Here is a 17448-nt window from a genome sequence, read left to right on the forward strand (position 1 = left end):
GAGACGGACAACGCGCCGGTGGGCGGTTTCGGTTGGGACGGGCGCTTCAACCGTCTGCACGATCAGGCGAGTTTCCCACTGCTCAATCCGAACGAGATGGCTAACAAGGATCCGGCGGCAGTACTCGCGAAACTGGAGCACGCACCTTACGCGGCGCGTTTCAAGGAAGTGTTCGGCCAGAACATCTTCACCGATCCCAACAAGGCGTTCACGCAGGCGATGTACGCCATCGAGCGCTTCGAACTCGAAGACCCGAGTTTTCATCCGTACACCAGCAAGTTCGACTACTACCTCGACGGTAAATTGCAACTAACGGCACAGGAGTTGAGAGGCAAAAAACTGTTCGACAATCCGGCGGGCGGCAACTGCGCCTCCTGCCACATCGATCAATCAGGTATCGACGGCTCGCATCCGCTTTTCACCGACTTCAACTTCCAGGCGCTCGGCGTGCCACGCAATCCCGAGTTGCGTGCGAACACGGATCCGAAGTACTTCGATATGGGCTTATGTGGTCCGCTGCGCACCGATCAGTCGAGCGACAGAAGCAACTGTGGGCTCTTCAAGTCGGTATCGCTGCGTAACACGGCGACGCGGCAGGTGTTCTTCCACAACGGCCGCTTCCATACGCTGAAGGACGCGTTGCGCTTCTACGTGCGGCGCGACACGAATCCGGCGAAGTGGTATCCGAAAGACGCGCACGGCAAGGTCGATAAATTCGACGACCTGCCAGTCGCACTACGCGTGAACGTCGACACGACCGACGAGCCGCTTACGCGCAAAGCGGGCGAGCGCCCCGTGTGGTCGCAGCAGGATATCGACGACGTCGCCGCTTTCCTCACCACGCTGAACGACGGTTACGTGCCGACACCAAAGCAGCCGAAGTAACGCACGTGGAAACGCCAGTCGGCCAGCTTTTGTAGGACGAAATTCGGCCTTTTGGTGCCTGTTTTAGGGGCAGAGCTATAATGCGCGAATCCCCTTTCTTTCCCGCCCTCCGTTATGAGCCGGTTACTTTGCCTGATCGTGCTTTCGCTCGGCCTGATGCAAACCGCAACGGCCGACGAAAACAATGACCGCATGTCTGCGTATCTGACGCAGAAATTCGGTTTGGCAAAGGAAAAGGCTCAAAAGATTTCGGACGCGGTGCAGTCCGCCGCTTCGAAATACTCACTGCCGCCGGCCCTGCTGCTGGCGATCATCTCGATCGAATCCCGCTTCAAGGAAAAGGCCAAGGGCGCCAACGGCGCGACCGGGTTGATGCAGGTGGTGCCGGGCGCCCATCGCGGGCTGCTGAGGAACGTCAAGGACCTCACTGAGCCGACCGCCAACATCGAAGCGGGCTCGGCAATCCTCTACGGCTACATGCGCTCGGCAAACGGCGACATGAACGCGGCGCTCAAGAGCTACGGCGGGTCGCAAGCTTACGCGCAGAAGGTGAGCTTGCGTGTCGAAGATTTCGCCGACGTTGCCGGGCCGCAAGACATCGCGTCGCATCCGGACGCACAAGCCGGGATGTGCGAGGCCGACCGTTGCCCGGCGCCGGGCAACTGGGCCGACGCTTTTACGATACCGGTCGACAACGCCGCCGGCGTGAACGGCGCGGCGGCGCCGCGAAGCGCATCGCCTGCAGCGCCGCACTAAGCAGCAGATCCCTCTGATTTTTCCTCTTTGTCGTGTTCCCGCATTGAAGCAGCGGGAATGAATCGTCGCGCAGCATAAGGCGCGTGCGGGGCGCGCTGCGCGCTTTTTACGCACACCTGGCAACCGCTCTACAATGCATTTCCATTCGAGTTCACGCCGCGTCTCTTCCGATCGACCATGTTCACCTCGTTTTCCAAAGCCACTGCCGCTTCGCTTCTCGGCTTGCTGACACTTGCCGCTTGCAGCAGCGCCCCGCAGCCGAAATTCCAGCAGGAATTGTTCGAAACGGGCGCGAGCCCTTACGCCCGAAATTTCAACTCGAGCACCACGGATACCTGCGAGGCGGCGCGCCGCGCGCTGCTGAGTCAGGGCTATCTGACAACGATGACGCGCACCGATACCGTCGACGGCACGAAAAACTTCCAGCCGACAGGCGATACACACATCGTTGTCGAGTTTCATGTGGTGTGTACGCCGGGGGAGGAGGCGAGCGATACGAGCATTGTTTACGTCAACGCTGTGCAAAACGGCTTTGCGCTGAAGAAAAGCGATACGTCGGCGAGCGTCGGGCTAAGCGTGCTGGGTTCGCTGTCGTTGCCGATCCGCTCGAACAGCGACGCGATGGTCAAGATTTCGAGTGAGACTATCCCGTCGGGCAAGTTCTACGATCGCTTCTTCGGCCTCGTCGATCACTATTTGCAAACGGTGGTACGCACACAACCCGTTGCAAATAGCCGGATCGAGACGCGCATGTTGCCGGTGCCGGTCGAAGCGACGATTCCCGCGCCTCTTCCCGAGATGCCTGACGCAATCGATAAAGCTGCTTCGGTGCAACCGGCAAGCGGAGCCAGCGTAGCGCCGTGAAGCGTCCGCCGAAACCTGCGGCGTTCACGCCGATCAATACCTGATCAGCCTTCGATCTCATCACGCAGCGGTACTTATCCTATGTCTTTTACTTCATACGTATATATATGTAGTAATAGTTAACAAGGGTTAACCCATCCTGTGGATAACTATTGATTTCCCCGTCACATCAATGTCATGCGAAAACCATAACCCTGCGGAACACGTCTGTAGAAAAACTACAAAGTTGGGATAACTTTGACGGGGCTTGCCTCGCGTCGCGTCTTATCAAGATTTCGCACACAGGCTGTCCGATACGCTATCCCGAAGTTATTCATAGGCAATTGTGGATAACTTGCGCATCGGGCCAAACGTTACTAGGTGGCGGATCCGGTTTTTCGGTCGATGCCATCCGCTCGCCAGCGTACAGACCGGGTCTCCCCGGACGCGCACATTGAAGCTGGAAGGTACAAAGATTGCGTCTATGTTTTTGCAAGCGCAACTGTTGCTATTTAGTCAAAACCATTTCGGCAACGGCCTATCCAGGCATACAGTTAAAGTGTTTTGTGAGGTTATTGGTGCAGTGCGGGGGTGTGCAATGAAACGCAGAACAGCACGACAGCTAGTCCGTCTTCTCTCGGATATCAGACATGCCAGCCACTGCACTACGCTGCGGGCGGCGGCCACAAACCGGGCCATATCCCTTGCATCTTCTGAGCATGACGAGGATGGCACCGACAGCGACGAAAGCAACGAAGCCGCACGCGAGGCGAGTCACGACAAGCCGGCCCGGAGCGGATCATGAGAGCCGCAAGCGAACAATCACTGCGTTTTCTGGTCGAGAAATGGCTGGCGCCGGGGCCTTCGGTTCCGGTTCACGTTACCGAATTCAGCCGCACCCGTCTGGGCGGCAGGCGTTATGTGCGCGTGGAGACTTCTCTCGAAGCCGGATCGCGCAGTCTCTTTTTCTTTCGTCACGACGACGGCTGCTGGTGTGTGTTTCCACCCACCGCTGATACACCCAAGATGTTCGCGCAGCCGCGCGCCGCTTAACGGCGGTGGACGCCCGAGCGACTGCCTAAGCCCTCACGAAGCGTGAGGCAAGCGATCATGTTCGCTCCCGCGTCCCCGGGCAGGCATCACCTGACACGCGATCAAACCGGTGAGCATGAGAGCGCATCCGAATAGCGCACGCGCCGACAGTGTTTCGCCGAGCACAAGCCACCCGGCGAGCGCGGCGAAAACGCCTTCCATGCTGAAGATCACCGCGGCATGCGAGGGTGCCGCGTACTTTTGCGCGACCACCTGAATCGTATAAGCGACGCCTACCGACAGCGCACCGCCGTACAGAATCGTCGGTGCGGCACGCTCGATCACTGCAAGACTGACCGGTTCGATCACGAGGCCGACGACGAGACAAGCGAGCCCGCAAGTCACGAACTGCACGAGCGCCAGCATGAGTGTGTCGTGCCGCAGCGCGAAGCGGCCGACCAGCATCATCTGTACGGAAATCACCACCGCGCCGGCAAGTTGATACCAGTCGCCGTACAGGATCGAGAAGTGGTCGTCGACGCTCAGAAAGTACATGCCGAGCGCTGCGAGCGTCGCACCGAGCCACGTGCCGAATCCCGTTCGATGACGAAACAGCACGCCGAGCAACGGCACGATCACCACATACAACGAACTGATAAAGCCGGCGTTGGCGACCTTCGTGTATTGCAGGCCGATCTGCTGCAACGAAATCGACGCGGATAGCACGACGCCGAGCAGCACGCCGGCGCCGAGCAGTTCGCGTGCGCCGCCGGGTTCGCGCTTCGACAATTCCGCGAGCGCGGAGCGCCGCACGCAGACGATCATCGTCAGCACGACCAGCGCGCCGAGCAGGAAACGCAGCCCGGTAAACAGAAACGGTCCGATCGCATCGAGGCTCAAGCGTTGCGCGACGAATGCGGAGCCCCAGATCATGGCGGCGATCAGCATTAGCAGATTGGCGCGCAGGTGTTGGCGTGTGTCAGGTTTCAAAGGCAGTTTTTCGAATTCGGTTGTTCTAACAAGGCGTTCAAGGCTTATACCTGAGGCTGGGCAGATGCGCTGGATTTCAAATAGGCCTTCGGCCGGTTGTACGATGATCGACTCGCGCGATAATCGCGCAGTGGCCGGACGGCTCAAGACATCACTGACCCACCAGGCCGACTGACTTTCAGGCAGACGCAATGGACGAGAAAGACTGGATCGCTGGCGCCGCGAAGGCGCTGGCGATCATCGAAGCATTCGACGAAGAGCACGCGCGCATGACGCCGACCATGGTGGCCGCCCGCGCCGGGCTCTCGCGCACGGCGGCGCGCCGCTATCTGCTGACGCTGCGCGAACTCGGCTATGTGGATACTGACGGCAAGCTGTTCTGGCTCGCGCCGCGCGTATTGCGCCTCGGTCAGTCGTATCTGGATTCGGCGCGCTTGCCGCGCACCGTGCAGCCGTTTCTTCAGCGCATCACCGCAACCTTGCAGGAAACCGCACTGGTCGCGATTCTCGACGAACACGACGTGGTCTATGTCGCGCGCAACGGCGTGAACCGGGCGATGGCGGTCGGTTTCGTGCTGGGCTCGCGGGCGAGCGCGCCGTTGTCGTCGGCGGGTTTGATTCTGCTGGCCTTCCAGGCGCCGGAAAGTATCGAGCAGTGGCTGGCGTCCTATCCGATCAAGGTATTCACGCCGCACACGTATTCGACCATCGAGCGCTTGCGCGAAGTGCTGGGCGCAATCCGCCGCGATGGTTATGTCGTCACCGATCAACAACTGGAGTTGGGTATGCGCGGCGTTGCGGTGCCGTTGCGCGACCGGCACGGCTCGGTAGTGGCTGCGATCAGCGTGAGCATGCCGATCGGCCAGGAGTCGGCGAATGCCGCGCTGCACCGGGTGCTGCCGACGCTTCAGGAAACCGCAAGTTTGCTGCGAAACCTGGTCTAAAAGCGGTATTAGGTAATCTCCCTGATACGACATGCGTACTGAGTGAAAGCATTTAGAAAGTAAGCTGTCTCGCGGAAAATACATATCGAGTTTTGCGCATGACAAACCGCCTACGCTGCGTAATACTCTCCCGCGGGGAGCGGTAAGGCGCCTCAAGCCCTGTCTGCTTCACCGTGCAGCTATTTCATTCACATTGACTCAGTCGTCCAGGTTTGGGGAACAACACATGAAAAAATTTATCGTCTCGCTCGCAGCCGCATCGATCGCGCTGGTCTCCGTTCAAGCTTTCGCACAAGCATCGGACGCAGCAGCGCCGGCCGCTGCTGCTAGCGCACCGAAGAAGCACCACGTCAAGAAGCTGAAGACGCACGGCAAGCGCGCTCCGGTTTCGGCAGCAGCTTCGGCAGCCGGCACGAACGACAAGGGCGCGGCAAACTAAGCTCAACGCTTGGTTTCGTCGGGCGAACCCTGCTGGTTCTCTTCTGTGCGCCGCTAGTCGGCGAGTGCAGCGCAGTGCCGGTTAAACGTCGCCAGCAAAAAGGCCAGAGCAGAAGCTCTGGCCTTTTTGTATTGGGCGGCAGTTTTTGGCGGCGGTTTAGCCCGCAAGGCCGCGCTTGATGACCTCGTTCAGCAGGCCAGTCATGCCTTCTGGATGCGTGGCGGCTCGTTCTTTCAGTTCTGTGACCAGATCGCCATTCAGCTTGCAGGCGAATGCGACGAGGCCCTGCGCCTGGTCGAGCTTGCGCTGTTCGCGACGATCGAGCTTCGGGTCGGCGGCAGCGGCCTTGCCGAAGCGGTCGGCGGTCGACAGTTTCATCGCGTTGTTCAGCTTGAGTGCCTTGTTTTTTTCAAGGTCGGTCTTTTTCATCGCCATACGGAAGGCCTCTGCCAGATAAGTAATCCCGCATTGTACGCATCGCGCCGAGCGTCGAGCCAGCGGCGGCGATTCCGCACTCGAGCGGGGTTGGCGCGGCGCTCAGGTCACACGGAGTTTGAGCCGTCGAGCGGAGTCCTGGCGGGCCGCTCCGGCGCAGCAGCCACGCTGTCCATCAGCGCACGCATTCGTTGCCAGTGCGTGCCTTCCCAGAACACGCGCCGGCACACGTCGCAGGTGACAAACTGGTTATGTCGTTCCAGCACGCCATCGGGCGCCCGATCGCCGACCTCATCTTTGGCGATACGCCGCAACGGCGCATTGCACATCAAACACAATCGGAACGGCTGCGCGCTGCCGGCCAGATCTAGCCGTTCAAACACTTCGCGCAATTGCTCGCGCGGCCGCAGCGTGCGTACGTAGCAGCCATGCGTGATGGTGCGGCGTTTCAATAGCTCACGGTCGCGCGTCAGTACGATGCGCTGTTGCGCGGCGGCGAGCGCTTCGATATCGGCGTCGGGATAGTGGTTGTCGTAGAGCGTATCGAAGCCGGCCAGCCGCAGCAGCGGGGCGAGACCGCCCAGATGCGCATCGGCAATGAAGCGCACCACGCGCAGCGGATGCTCGCGCACGCGCAATAGCGGCTGGATGTCGAGCGCTTCAAACTTCGGATAAACGGCGATGCGATCGCCGTCGGACAGCGGATGATTGAAACCGACCGACTCACCGTTGACCAGAATCAGCTCGACCTCGGTATGCGGCACGCCGAGCACCTCGATCATATGTTTCGCGGTGGCGCCGTGCGCGCAGGCATAACTGAACGCGCGCCGGCGCAGGGGCCGGGCGAGAAAATCGTTCAGCTCCTCGTAGAAGCGGAATGTCGCGGTGACCATCGCATCAGTATCGCACCGTGTTTAATTGCGCGCTGTCCTGCACGTGTCGCATGGGTGTGCTTTACTTCCAGTTCTTTAGAAGACGGAGCGACAGATGGACATCGGTTTTATCGGTCTCGGCGAGATGGGCGCCGCGATGGTTGCAAACATTTTGAAAGCTGGGCATCAGGTGCGCGTGTGGAACCGCTCGCCGGAACGCGCGCAGCCGCTCGCCGACGCAGGTGCGCGGATCGTCGCGACGCCAGCTGAAGCGTTTGCTGGCGACGCCGTGTTCTCGATGCTCGCCGACGATACCGCGCTACGCGAAGTCATCACCGCGTCGCTGCTGGAACACGCACCGCGCGGTCTGACCCACGTGAACATGGCGACGATCTCGGTAGCGCTGGCCGAGGAGTTGGCGACGGCGCACGCCTCGCGCGGCGTCCATTACGTCGCTGCGCCGGTGATGGGGCGGCCCGACGTAGCGGCAGCGGGCAAGCTGACGATTGTCGCGGGCGGGCCGGCCGAGTCGATCGACCGCGTGCAGCCGATTTTCGACGCCATCGGCCAGAAAACCTGGCGCATCGGTTCGCTGCCGCAGCAGGCGAACGTGATGAAACTCGCGGCCAACTTCATGTTGGGCGCGGCCGTCGAGACGCTCGGCGAGGCCGCCACGCTCGTGACCGGCCACGGTCTCGCGATGCAGGATTTCCTCGACGTCATCACGAGCGGCCTGTTCCCAGGACCGGTCTATTCGGGCTACGGCAAGATGATCGCGGAGCAGCGTTACGAGCCGGCGCTGTTCAAGGCGCGCCTCGGATTGAAGGACTTGCGTCTTGCGCTAGCGGCCGCCGATGCGGTCAACACGCCGCTGCCGGTTGCGAGCGTGGTGCGCGACAGCCTGATCGAAGCAGTGGCGCATGGCGACGGCGAAAAAGACTTCGCGGTGCTGGGGCAGGTGGCGGCGCGGCGGGCAGGGCGCTGAGCGGGGGCGGCCGCTTGCGGCGCGCGCTTTAAGGATCAGGCGGGCATAATAGCCGCCCGATCCTTTTCTGCGCCGATCCCAATGAGTCTGCATACCTGGTGGCTGTTCGCCGCCACTGTTTTCGTCGTTTCCGCGATTCCCGGTCCGAACATGCTGCTGGTGATGACGCACGGCGCCCAGCACGGCCTGCGCCGTTCCAGCGCGACCATGGCCGGCTGCCTGTCGGCGCTAGTGTTGATGCTGGCGGTGTCGGCGGCGGGTCTCGGCGTGTTTCTCGAGGCGTGGCCGACGATGTTCAACGCACTGCGGATGATCGGTGCGGCGTACCTCGTCTATCTGGGCATCAAGGCGTGGCGGGCGCCGGCTGACGAAGGCGCTGCCGGCGCGGTCGATGAACTGTCCGCGAGGCCCGCACGTTCGCGTCTCGCGCTGTTTCGCAATGGCTTCCTGGTGGCGGGCAGCAACCCGAAAGCCATCCTGTTCGCCGCAGCGCTGCTGCCGCAATTCATCGACGCCGCGCAGCCCAAACTGCCGCAGTTCGGCGTGCTCGTCGCTACTTTCGCGGTCATCGAAGTGAGCTGGTACCTGGTGTACGCCGGTTTCGGCACGCGGATTGGCGCCAGGTTGAAGAGCCGCAGCGTCGCCAAAATGTTCAATCGTCTGACGGGCGGCGTGTTCGTCGGCTTCGGCGCGATGATGGCGCTGGTGCGTCATTAGGCGAACGGCTGGCTCATAGCAGCCGACGCCGCTCACAAGGCGTTGTAATAGTTGTCGCATTTATACAACGCTGAGGGTCAACCCTAATTTGAATGTTGCGACGCACCAAATCATTTGCTATAGTTCGTCTTGTCTCCTCCATGTCTCCTCTGATATGGATTCAGCCCGTCCACTTAGGCGGGCTTTTTTTTTGCCCCGAATTTCCAGCGTTCTCCAGAAAAGGCAAAGCCGGCTGGCCCCTGTCGCAGGGCCGCCGGCTTCGTCGCATCTGTGCCGAACTCAGAACTTGTATGAGACAGCCAGGAACGAAATGATCGGATCGGCGCTCAGTTCAGCCTTCGAGACACCCAATTCTGTGCCATCCGCCGCCTTGATGATGACCGAGGAGGTGGTCTTCAGCGGAATGTACGTGACCGATGCCACGAGACCCCAGTGGTCGGTGATGTTATACGCGAGCCCCGCATTGAACACCGGCTGCCAGGACGACGACGCCTTCGCCGACACCTGCGTCTGCCCGGGCTTGCCCGCGCCCGCTGCCAGCACTGAACCGAGATTGTTCTGCGTCGCGGTCACGAAGTTCTGGCTCAGCTGAACGTCGGAGAACCAGTTATACGACACGCCGATGCCCACGAACGGCCTGAACTTGGCCGTCGGCGCATTGAAGTAGTACTGGAACAGCAGCGCCGGGCTCCACTGGCGAACGCTCTTCACGATCGGATTGGCCTGCGGATCACCCAGATTCTGCTGACCGAGCGCGCCCGCCGGTCCCGGCGGCTGGATGGTGCCGTGCCCATATATCTTGAACACCGGCGGCACGCCCGCCACCGTCGTCACGGCGATGTGATCGGTAACGTAGTGGCTGAATACGAGGCCGACGGTATTGGCGGTATTGGTCGACAGCCCCGTGCCAGCCGAAGTGAACGAGCTCGGCAGACGCAGCGGCGTATTGATCGGCGTCGGCGCGACGTTGGTGGTCAGCGGCGTGCTCGAATCCTGCGGCATCACGTGGAACCAGCCGAGCACGGCGACGTTGTCGCCCGCGTGTTGTGCGTGCGCACTGACTGACAGGCAGGCGGCCAGTATCGCGAAAAAGATTTTTTTCATGTTGTTCCTCCTGAGGCGCGCGTTGCGTTCGTCGCGCGCGGCGAGCGACGGCGGCCCCGCTGCCCTTCCGGTGCGCTGGATATCCGGTGGACGCCGGCTGCCGCGCTATTGCTGTGCGCAGCAGCCGGGACGCGAACGCCTCGTTGCGTGTCGGCGACGCGTGCTGCGTCCATTACTGGACGAAGGCGCCGATCGTGAAGTACGGCGAGGCCGCGTTGGTCAGGTCGAGGTAGCCGAAGACACCGCCCGAGAAGATCATCTTTCCGGTCGGCGTGGTGCCCGTCGAGGCGCCCACTTGCGTCGTCGTCACCACACCCGGCACGGTCTGCGTGAAGTCCAGATTCAGCGCCGTCGCGAGCGATGCCTGCGATGCATTGAACGGATCGAGCAGCGTGGCCTGGGTGCCTTCGAGTGCGGTGGTGCGATAGTCGAACTGACTATCCACGCCGATGTACTCACCGTTTTGCGAGTTCACCGCGATCGAGCTTTGCGGCGCCAGAATCGAGATGCCCGATTCATCGTCCGCGTACGGTCCGACAGAGCCGTTCACCGGCGTCGTCACCGACGAGTCCGCTGCGCCGGCGCGTACCAGAATCGGAACCAGTTGGTTGCGCAGCTTGCCGACGATCATGTAGCCGCGCGCCTTGGGCGTCGTCGCGAGCGTCGGTTTGGCCTGGCCCAGGAAGTTGTCGGTTTCGAACGCGCCGCTACCGTCAGACGACTGGACGAGGTTCGTACCCGGCTGCTGGCATGTGCCTGCGTTGACGCCCGAGTTGTCGCACTCGGTCCACGTGCCGTCCGCGTTGATCGTGATCTTCGAATCGACCGCGACCGGCGCGAAGTTCTGCGACGGAATCTGGTGATAGCCGACTTGGTTGTAGGTACCGGCCACGTTCGCGATGTTCGTTTCAATCGACGAGAAACCGATGAACGGGTAGTAGGGGAAGGTCGTGTCGGGCACCGCGCCTACGCCGAGAATCCCTCCGAAAGAGATTTCCGCCCCCGGAATCGTTCCGCCCGCCACGCCTTCGCCGACGAAAATCCGCGCCGGACGATTCGGGTCGAGGCTCGCGCCGTTCAGGCGGAAGGCACACTGGTTGAGCTTGGCGGTCGGCAGCAGGGTTTCCTGAGTCAGCGTGCCGCTTGCGGTCTGGCCGGCGCGCGTCGGCATGACGGTGCCGGTGGTCGCCGGGATCGGGGATTCGATGTAGCTGATTTGCCAGGTCATCTTGGTCGTGTCCATCTGCAGCTTGACCAGTTCGCCGTCACCGCCGCCGCCCGTGAACACCGTGCTGTAGTCGAGCGACGAAGGGCACAGGCGAACTTCCGTCACCGGTCCATCGCCGTTGCTGCTCCCACTGCCGCTACCACCGCACGCCCCCAGCAACGGTGCTGCAAGAGCGAGCACCGAAAGGATTCTCCATTTCATACCGCCTCCAGAATTTTCTCGTTGTGTGTGGCCGGCTCCCAGTCCGGCCACCTTTTACTATTTATGTCTCGTACTGCGAACTGCCGGTCCTTCGTTCCTTATTTGCTGATCTGCGCTCCGATGCCGAAATAGGGGGCGCTGGAGGCAGTGCTGCTGAGCTGCGAAGTCGGCGCCACGCCACCGTTAACCGTGCCTTGAATCTCGATCGCGTACAGTCCGCCGGAGGCAATCGCCAAGCCGGTTTGCCCGTTCGCCTGCTGGACACCGACCAGTCCGGGGCTCGGCAGGCCGTAGCCCAAACCGAAACCGTCTTCTGCTGCCGAAGTCGACGGGTTGATGAAGGTGCCGACGCCGCCCTGGATCAGCGCGGCGGTGGACTTGAAGTTCGAGTCCGCGCCGACATAGCCGCCGTCGAAGCCGCCGGATGCGAGCGGTGTGGCTGCGGCGAGCATGGCGATGCCCGACTCGTCGTCCACCTTGGCGTCGGCGTGGAGCAGGATCGCCGTTCCGAGATTCACAGAGCCAGTGCGGATGACGAGCGGGACGGTCGCGCCATTGATCTGGCCGAGAATCATGTGGGCCTGAGCCGATATACCGCTTGGTTGGTTCGACGGCGGCAGCTTCAGTTGCGTGCCGATCTGCGGCGCGTTCTGGCTGTCAAAGTAACCCGCGCTGTTGGCCGTCCACGCCGTGCCGGTCGAGAGGCAGCCGCTCGGGCTCGGCGTGAAGGCAGCGTTGGGCGTGTTCGATCCGGTGCAATTGCCGCTTGCATCGAAGGTTTCAACCGTGTTGGTCGCCGTTGCCGCATACGAGCCAGATGGGACGAGGTGATACAGCAGGCCGTTGTAAGTGCCTGTGAGCTTGGTGAGGTCTGTCGTCGTGCTTGCAAAACCGAGGAACGGATAAAAATCGAAATGCCGGGCGGGCACTGCGCCGACATGATCGATGACGCCTGGGATGATGGTCAGCCCGTCATATTCGACATCCGCACCGGGGATGCCACCACCGGCCACGCCCTGTCCAACGAGGATAGTCGGCGGGTTCGGGTTGTTGACGAAGTCAGGCGTCGTGTAGGTCGTGCCGTTGGCAGCAGCCGTGCCGGTGCCTTTGCCGAGAATGAAAGCGCAACGAATCTGCTCCGCGGTGGGCAGCGCACCGGTCGGCGGATGGATGACCGTGCCAGTGATCGTCGTGCCCTCGCGCGTGATTGTGACGTCGGCGTTAGTCAACGGAATCGGCGACTTGAGCCACTTCAGCGTGTAAGTCATTGCAGTCGCGTCGATGTTCACCTGCACCACTTCGCCGCTGCCTGCGCCGCCCAGGAACGTGGTCTTCACGATGTCGGCAGTGGCCGGACATAGCGCGGTAGTACCAGCGTTCGAAGTCGGCGGACCTTGCACACCACAGCTCGCACCCGAGCATTGCGTCGAATTGATCGGGCCAGGATTGTCGGCCTTGCCACCGCCGCAAGCGATGAGCAACGGGGCCGTGGCAATGGCCATCGCCAAGCCTCGAGTAATGGCGTGCGACATGCTGGTGTCTCCCTTCCTGTAATTGTGCGAACTAATTTCGCTGCGCACTTAATGCCTGTCAATTGAATGAGCCGTCTAAAAAGGCCGATTCAAACAGTGCGATTTTTGCCGGGCGCACCCTGCGTGGGACTTAGAGGGCCTTTTAAACAGAAAAGGAATTTTGGCTTCGACGGCGGCACCGTTGCTTCCCCGCACACCCTTGCCAGGTAAGCGTTACAGCAAAATGGCTCTATCATCTTCGAACGACCGTTCGAGAAAAAATCCGGAGTTTCCCTATGCGGGAAACTGTGCTGTGCGGGTCAATTCGAGGAATGAATTACCGTCAGTTGAGGAGCGGTCCGATTTTTATTTTTAAAGTAATGCGGGCTACTACTGATTAACTGCGAAAGAGGGATTTTGAGTACAGGTTTTTAAAACAGAAAAGCCGGTCTGCAAAGACCGGCTTTTCTACAGATTGACGCCCAATTACCGTCTATATCTCGAGCCCGTTCAGCGTTTCAAGCCGGTTTCTTCGGCGGCGCCGATCGCGAGGTTCATGCACTGGATTGCTGCACCCGACGCGCCCTTGCCCAGGTTATCGAGGCGCGCAACGGTCACGAAACGCTCTTCGTTGCCGAACACGAACAGGTCGACACGGTTGGTGTCGTTGTTCGCTTGTACGTCGAAGAAGCCGCTGTCGAGGTTCGCGTCCGCATTGAACGGCGCGACGTGCACGAAGGCCTCGCCCGCGTAGTACTCGGCGAACAGCGCCTGCAGGTCTTGCGGTGTGGCCTTCTTGGCCAGCTGGTTCGGCGAGAGGAAGGTGGTGACCGCGAGACCCTTGTAGAAGTCGCCGACGATCGGCGTGAACACCGGCGCCGACTTGAGGCCCGTATGCGCCGCCATTTCCGGCAGATGCTTGTGCGTGAGGCCGAGTGCGTACGGGCGCGGGCTCTTGAGCTTGTCGTTGCCGCCGGCTTCGTAGTCGGCAATCATTTTCTTGCCGCCGCCGCTGTAACCGGTGATCGAGTAAGCATGCGCGGCGAACTCCGGCGCCACGACGCCTGCTTCGACGAGCGGACGCATGGCCAGCACGAAGGCCGACGCATGGCAGCCCGGCACGGCGATGCGTTTCGCCGTGCGCAGACGCTCGCGTTGCGAGCGGGCCAGTTCGGGCAGGCCGTAGGCCCAGTCGGCCGACGTGCGGAAGGCCGTGCTGGCATCGATCAGCACGGTATGATCGTTTTCGACCAGCGAGGCCGACTCGCGCGAGGCGACGTCCGGCAGACACAGGAACGTGACGTCCGATGCGTTGATGAGACGACGGCGCTCTTCGAGGTCCTTGCGCTTCGCTTCTTCGATACGCAGGATATCCACGTCGGCGCGCTGCGACAGGTATTCGAAAATCTTCAGGCCGGTCGTGCCTTCCTGTCCGTCGACAAAAACTTTCGTGCTCATCTCGATCTCACTGGCTTGCTGGAAACGGGGCGCGACACTGCGCCGGAACGCTATTTTAAGACGTCATAGCGACGGGTGTGCGAAACGGGGTGAAAAAACGACGATGCGCGTCGAAAGTGACATCGGCGTGACGGGTTACGCGACAGATGCAAGCCGATGCTAGCGGGTTCCGGGCAGATTAACGGCGCTTGTTAGAGGCCGCGCCGCATGCGTTCTGAAGAGCGCATGCGCCCACCTCGAGCGCGCGCGACTGGGCTGCTGTTGCCCGACGCGAGCCTTCGGACACTGCGTTATCGAACCCCCGCGTTCCACCGCGCCGTCACGCCGGCAATGCGCGTGCCGAACATCCGGGCCGTTTCCAGATCGCCGGCGGGCGGCGCTTCTTCCGGCGACGCATCCGCCGGGGACTGTGCCAGCAAGCCGGTAAAGCCGCCCACGTAGTTCAGGTCGTTGCGGGTTGCCGCCTTGGTGTTCGACGGCATCATGCCGGTGCCCGCCCAGATCATGCTGTGTTGCATCGCCAGCGTGACGAAGTACTGGATCGTCGAGAACTTGTCGCCGTTCATGGTCGCCGAGTTGGTGAAGCCGGCCGCGATCTTGTCCTTCCATGTTTGACCGAACCACGGTTTCGAACTGGCGTCGGCGAATTTCTTGAAGTCGGCGGACGGGCCGCCCATGTACGTCGGCGCGCCGAAGATGATGGCGTCCGCGGCCGCCAGTTCTGCCCAGGCAGCGTCGTCGATTTCGCCGACCGGCATGAGTTTCGCGTCCGCGCCGGCTTCGAGCGTGCCCGCCAGCACGGCCTCGGCGACTTTCTTCGTATGGCCGTAGCCGCTGTGATAAACGATGACGATCTTCGACATGGCACTCTCCGGCAAGATGAAAAAGCAGGGCAATCACGGCAACGGCGCGCGCATGCAGCGACGCGACATCGACAAGCATCGCCTACGCCGCTCGGTTGAACATCGGCATGCGCGGATGACAGAAATTCCGCTGCGGCGGCAATGCGATGCAACCTGTACGCCGATTCGCGCGTCGAGCTGGCGCAACTCACCGGGGTTCGTCACCCGGCGTGGTGCCAGTCGCGCTTCAGGTCGCAGTCTATGCGGTTCGCGTCAGATTGACGGGCGCCGCTACCGTCCGTAGTTGACCACTATCCGCGCACTGCCGAGCGCGGCGGTGCCGATCTCGTGATCGAACATGAGCGCCGGGCGTCCCTGCGCGAGGCGCAAGTCTGCGGAACTTAGCGCATAAACGGTGACGACATAGCGATGAGGTTTGCCGGGCGGCGGGCAGGGGCCACCGTAGCCGTCAATATCGAAGTCGTTGCGCGCTTCGACCGCGCCGAGTTTCTTCAGGAAACCCGACGCGCTGGCGTTTTCCGGCAAGCTGTCGACCGTGGCCGGAATGGCAGCAACTGCCCAGTGCCACCAGCCGCGGCCGGGCGCATCCTGATCGAACACCGTGACCGCGAAGCTGCGCGTGCCGGCCGGCGCATCGCGCCACGTCAATTGCGGCGAACGATTGCCGCCTTTGCAGTCGTCCTGATCGAAAACCTGAGCCGCATCCACGCTACCGCCCGCATGGAAGCTGGCGCTGGTCAGCGTGAACGTACCGTCGGCGAGTGCGTGAGTGCCAGGCGCCGCGAATAGCGCGAGACCCAGCATCGCGCAGGTGAGGGACGATATTCGGCGGAACAGCGAAGCAAGCGAAACAACCAGGCAACGCGGGAGCATGTGCCGGTTCTCCTGTCAGGGCGCGAGGCGGTTGTCCTCGCGAGGATTATTGTCCCTATTTTGTGCCCCAGGGTCGAATCAAGTCTAACATTAGCTTTGCGAAGGATCATTGTTGCCGCCAGCGGGCTTGGCAGACGCGAAATCGGCTATAGTCGGAGGAATTGTCCGCGCGAATACAGACCGCGTACCCGATCAGTTCAAGTACCAAGAATAGAAAGGCATGTCAGAAGTTTTGGAGAGTGGTTTATCTGTCGAGGGGAGGGCAATGCAAGATCCAGTCAGGGTCGTGGTCGCTGACGACCATCCGGTGATACTGTTCGGCGCCGAACAGGCTTTGCTCAAGTTTCCAGGTCTGCAGGTCGTGGCGCGTGCGCGACAGTCAACCGAACTGGTCAAGGTGCTGCAAACCGTTGCCTGCGACGTGCTCGTCACGGATCTGGCGATGCCAGGCGGCCAATACGGCGATGGTTTGCCGCTGATCGGCTATCTGCGCCGCAATTTCCCCGACCTTCCCATTGTCGTGCTGACGATGCTGGAAAACGCCGCCTTGCTCAAACGGCTGAGCGAACTCGGCGTGACCTCGGTCGTCAACAAATCGGACGATCTGAGCCATATCGGGCTTGCCGTGCAGCACGTCAGCCGCAATCTGGAATACATGAGCCCGTCCGTCAAGGCGTCGCTCGATACGCTGCGCATGAATGCCGGCGGCAAGAACGAAGAAGTGATGCTGTCGCGGCGCGAACTCGAGGTTGTGCGCCTGTTCGTGTCCGGCATGACGATCAAGGAGATCGCGGAGCAGCTCAATCGCAGCATCAAGACGATCAGTACGCAGAAGAACACGGCGATGCGCAAGCTCGGCATCGATCGCGATTCCGAGTTGTTCCAGTACGCGCAGAGCAACGGCTTGCTGAATCTGTCGTCGCATTCGGTCGACGATACCGGCAGCGTGCCCTAGCCGCGGTCGTACCTTTGTCCGGCCGGACGAGTCCAACAAAAAAAGGCCGCCTGTCTCATTGAACTGACCCCGGAAAGTTGGACGATTTTCGGCTAGGGCCGAGAGGGCTGGGTTCTGTACATGACAGGACTCAGCCCGTTTAACTTCATCTTGATGCGATCGTGGTTGTAGTAGTGAATGTACTTTTTGATGCCAGCCTGCAGCGCCTCGACACTCTCGAACCGGTTCAGGTAGAAGAACTCAGATTTAAGGGTGCCGAAGAAGCTTTCCATGGTGGCATTGTCATGGCAGTTGCCTTTGCGCGACATACTTTGCGGCAGGTTGCGCTCTGAGAGCAGTGCCTGGTAAGCGCGCATC

19 protein-coding genes are annotated in these 17448 nt (G+C 61.3%); 9 read left to right on the forward strand and 10 right to left on the reverse strand.

Features of this window, described 5'->3' with window-relative positions:
- From HHL24_RS41945 to HHL24_RS41960, 4 genes are all read left to right on the forward strand, one after another.
- Positions 1-885: cytochrome-c peroxidase (locus HHL24_RS41945; RefSeq protein ID WP_169491133.1), on the forward strand; the 885-nt coding region annotated here is incomplete at its 5' end.
- A 114-nt stretch (positions 886-999) separates the two neighbouring features.
- On the forward strand, positions 1000-1641 hold the full coding sequence (locus HHL24_RS41950; protein WP_169491134.1) for a lytic transglycosylase domain-containing protein: 642 nt from the start codon (positions 1000-1002) through the stop codon (positions 1639-1641).
- A gap of 177 nt (positions 1642-1818) precedes the next feature.
- Positions 1819-2505: a DUF2242 domain-containing protein gene (locus tag HHL24_RS41955; RefSeq protein WP_169491135.1), complete on the forward strand. Its 687-nt coding sequence runs from the start codon at positions 1819-1821 to the stop codon at positions 2503-2505.
- A gap of 780 nt (positions 2506-3285) precedes the next feature.
- A complete protein-coding gene (locus HHL24_RS41960) occupies positions 3286-3537 on the forward strand; it encodes a hypothetical protein (protein ID WP_169491136.1) in 252 nt (83 codons plus the stop codon).
- Between the two features lie 33 nt (positions 3538-3570).
- Here the strand turns inward: HHL24_RS41960 and HHL24_RS41965 are convergent, their stop codons facing one another.
- Positions 3571-4506 carry a DMT family transporter gene (locus HHL24_RS41965; protein ID WP_169491137.1) on the reverse strand — a complete coding sequence of 312 codons (936 nt, stop codon included), beginning with the start codon at positions 4504-4506 and terminating at the stop codon, positions 3571-3573.
- Positions 4507-4697: 191 nt separating this feature from the next.
- Between HHL24_RS41965 and HHL24_RS41970 the strand changes: the two genes are divergently transcribed.
- Both HHL24_RS41970 and HHL24_RS41975 read left to right on the forward strand, forming a co-directional pair.
- Entirely contained in the window at positions 4698-5450 is a 753-nt protein-coding gene (locus HHL24_RS41970) for an IclR family transcriptional regulator domain-containing protein (protein ID WP_169491138.1), read from the forward strand.
- Positions 5451-5676: 226 nt separating this feature from the next.
- A complete protein-coding gene (locus HHL24_RS41975; protein WP_169491139.1) occupies positions 5677-5889 on the forward strand; it encodes a hypothetical protein in 213 nt (70 codons plus the stop codon).
- A gap of 156 nt (positions 5890-6045) precedes the next feature.
- Here HHL24_RS41975 and HHL24_RS41980 read toward each other — a convergent pair whose 3' ends face one another.
- Both HHL24_RS41980 and HHL24_RS41985 read right to left on the reverse strand, forming a co-directional pair.
- Positions 6046-6324: a hypothetical protein gene (locus HHL24_RS41980; RefSeq protein ID WP_120347940.1), complete on the reverse strand. Its 279-nt coding sequence runs from the start codon at positions 6322-6324 to the stop codon at positions 6046-6048.
- 107 nt (positions 6325-6431) lie between these two features.
- A complete protein-coding gene (locus HHL24_RS41985; RefSeq protein WP_169491140.1) occupies positions 6432-7217 on the reverse strand; it encodes a Mut7-C RNAse domain-containing protein in 786 nt (261 codons plus the stop codon).
- A 94-nt stretch (positions 7218-7311) separates the two neighbouring features.
- On the opposite strand from HHL24_RS41985, the gene HHL24_RS41990 reads away from it, so the two are divergent.
- Both HHL24_RS41990 and HHL24_RS41995 read left to right on the forward strand, forming a co-directional pair.
- On the forward strand, positions 7312-8181 hold the full coding sequence (locus HHL24_RS41990; protein WP_169491141.1) for an NAD(P)-dependent oxidoreductase: 870 nt from the start codon (positions 7312-7314) through the stop codon (positions 8179-8181).
- Between the two features lie 81 nt (positions 8182-8262).
- The gene (locus tag HHL24_RS41995; protein ID WP_169491142.1) at positions 8263-8898 is read left to right on the forward strand and encodes a LysE family translocator; all 636 of its coding nucleotides are present in this window, start codon (positions 8263-8265) and stop codon (positions 8896-8898) included.
- 279 nt (positions 8899-9177) lie between these two features.
- On the opposite strand, the gene HHL24_RS42000 is transcribed toward HHL24_RS41995, so the two are convergent.
- The 6 genes from HHL24_RS42000 to HHL24_RS42025 all read right to left on the reverse strand — a co-directional run bounded on the left by HHL24_RS42000 (position 9178) and on the right by HHL24_RS42025 (position 16136).
- A complete protein-coding gene (locus HHL24_RS42000) occupies positions 9178-10002 on the reverse strand; it encodes an OmpW/AlkL family protein (RefSeq protein WP_169491143.1) in 825 nt (274 codons plus the stop codon).
- Between the two features lie 172 nt (positions 10003-10174).
- Complete coding sequence (locus HHL24_RS42005) at positions 10175-11431, reverse strand: DUF2957 domain-containing protein (protein ID WP_169491144.1); 1257 nt, start codon at positions 11429-11431, stop codon at positions 10175-10177.
- Positions 11432-11529: 98 nt separating this feature from the next.
- Entirely contained in the window at positions 11530-12963 is a 1434-nt protein-coding gene (locus tag HHL24_RS42010; RefSeq protein ID WP_169491145.1) for a DUF2957 domain-containing protein, read from the reverse strand.
- Positions 12964-13452: 489 nt separating this feature from the next.
- Positions 13453-14400, reverse strand: a complete 948-nt coding sequence (gene argC, locus HHL24_RS42015; protein WP_169491146.1) for an N-acetyl-gamma-glutamyl-phosphate reductase — start codon at positions 14398-14400, stop codon at positions 13453-13455.
- Between the two features lie 290 nt (positions 14401-14690).
- Positions 14691-15263 carry a flavodoxin family protein gene (locus tag HHL24_RS42020; RefSeq protein WP_169491147.1) on the reverse strand — a complete coding sequence of 191 codons (573 nt, stop codon included), beginning with the start codon at positions 15261-15263 and terminating at the stop codon, positions 14691-14693.
- Between the two features lie 270 nt (positions 15264-15533).
- A complete protein-coding gene (locus HHL24_RS42025) occupies positions 15534-16136 on the reverse strand; it encodes a YbhB/YbcL family Raf kinase inhibitor-like protein (protein WP_169491148.1) in 603 nt (200 codons plus the stop codon).
- Positions 16137-16401: 265 nt separating this feature from the next.
- On the opposite strand from HHL24_RS42025, the gene HHL24_RS42030 reads away from it, so the two are divergent.
- The gene (locus HHL24_RS42030) at positions 16402-17091 is read left to right on the forward strand and encodes a response regulator (protein WP_169491149.1); all 690 of its coding nucleotides are present in this window, start codon (positions 16402-16404) and stop codon (positions 17089-17091) included.
- Between the two features lie 92 nt (positions 17092-17183).
- Here the strand turns inward: HHL24_RS42030 and HHL24_RS42035 are convergent.
- A partial coding sequence (locus HHL24_RS42035) for an IS3 family transposase (RefSeq protein WP_169489046.1) occupies positions 17184-17448 on the reverse strand: 265 nt, incomplete at its 5' end.

This window comes from Paraburkholderia polaris, from assembly GCF_012927345.1.
In the GTDB taxonomy this organism is placed as follows: Bacteria; Pseudomonadota; Gammaproteobacteria; order Burkholderiales; family Burkholderiaceae; genus Paraburkholderia; species Paraburkholderia polaris.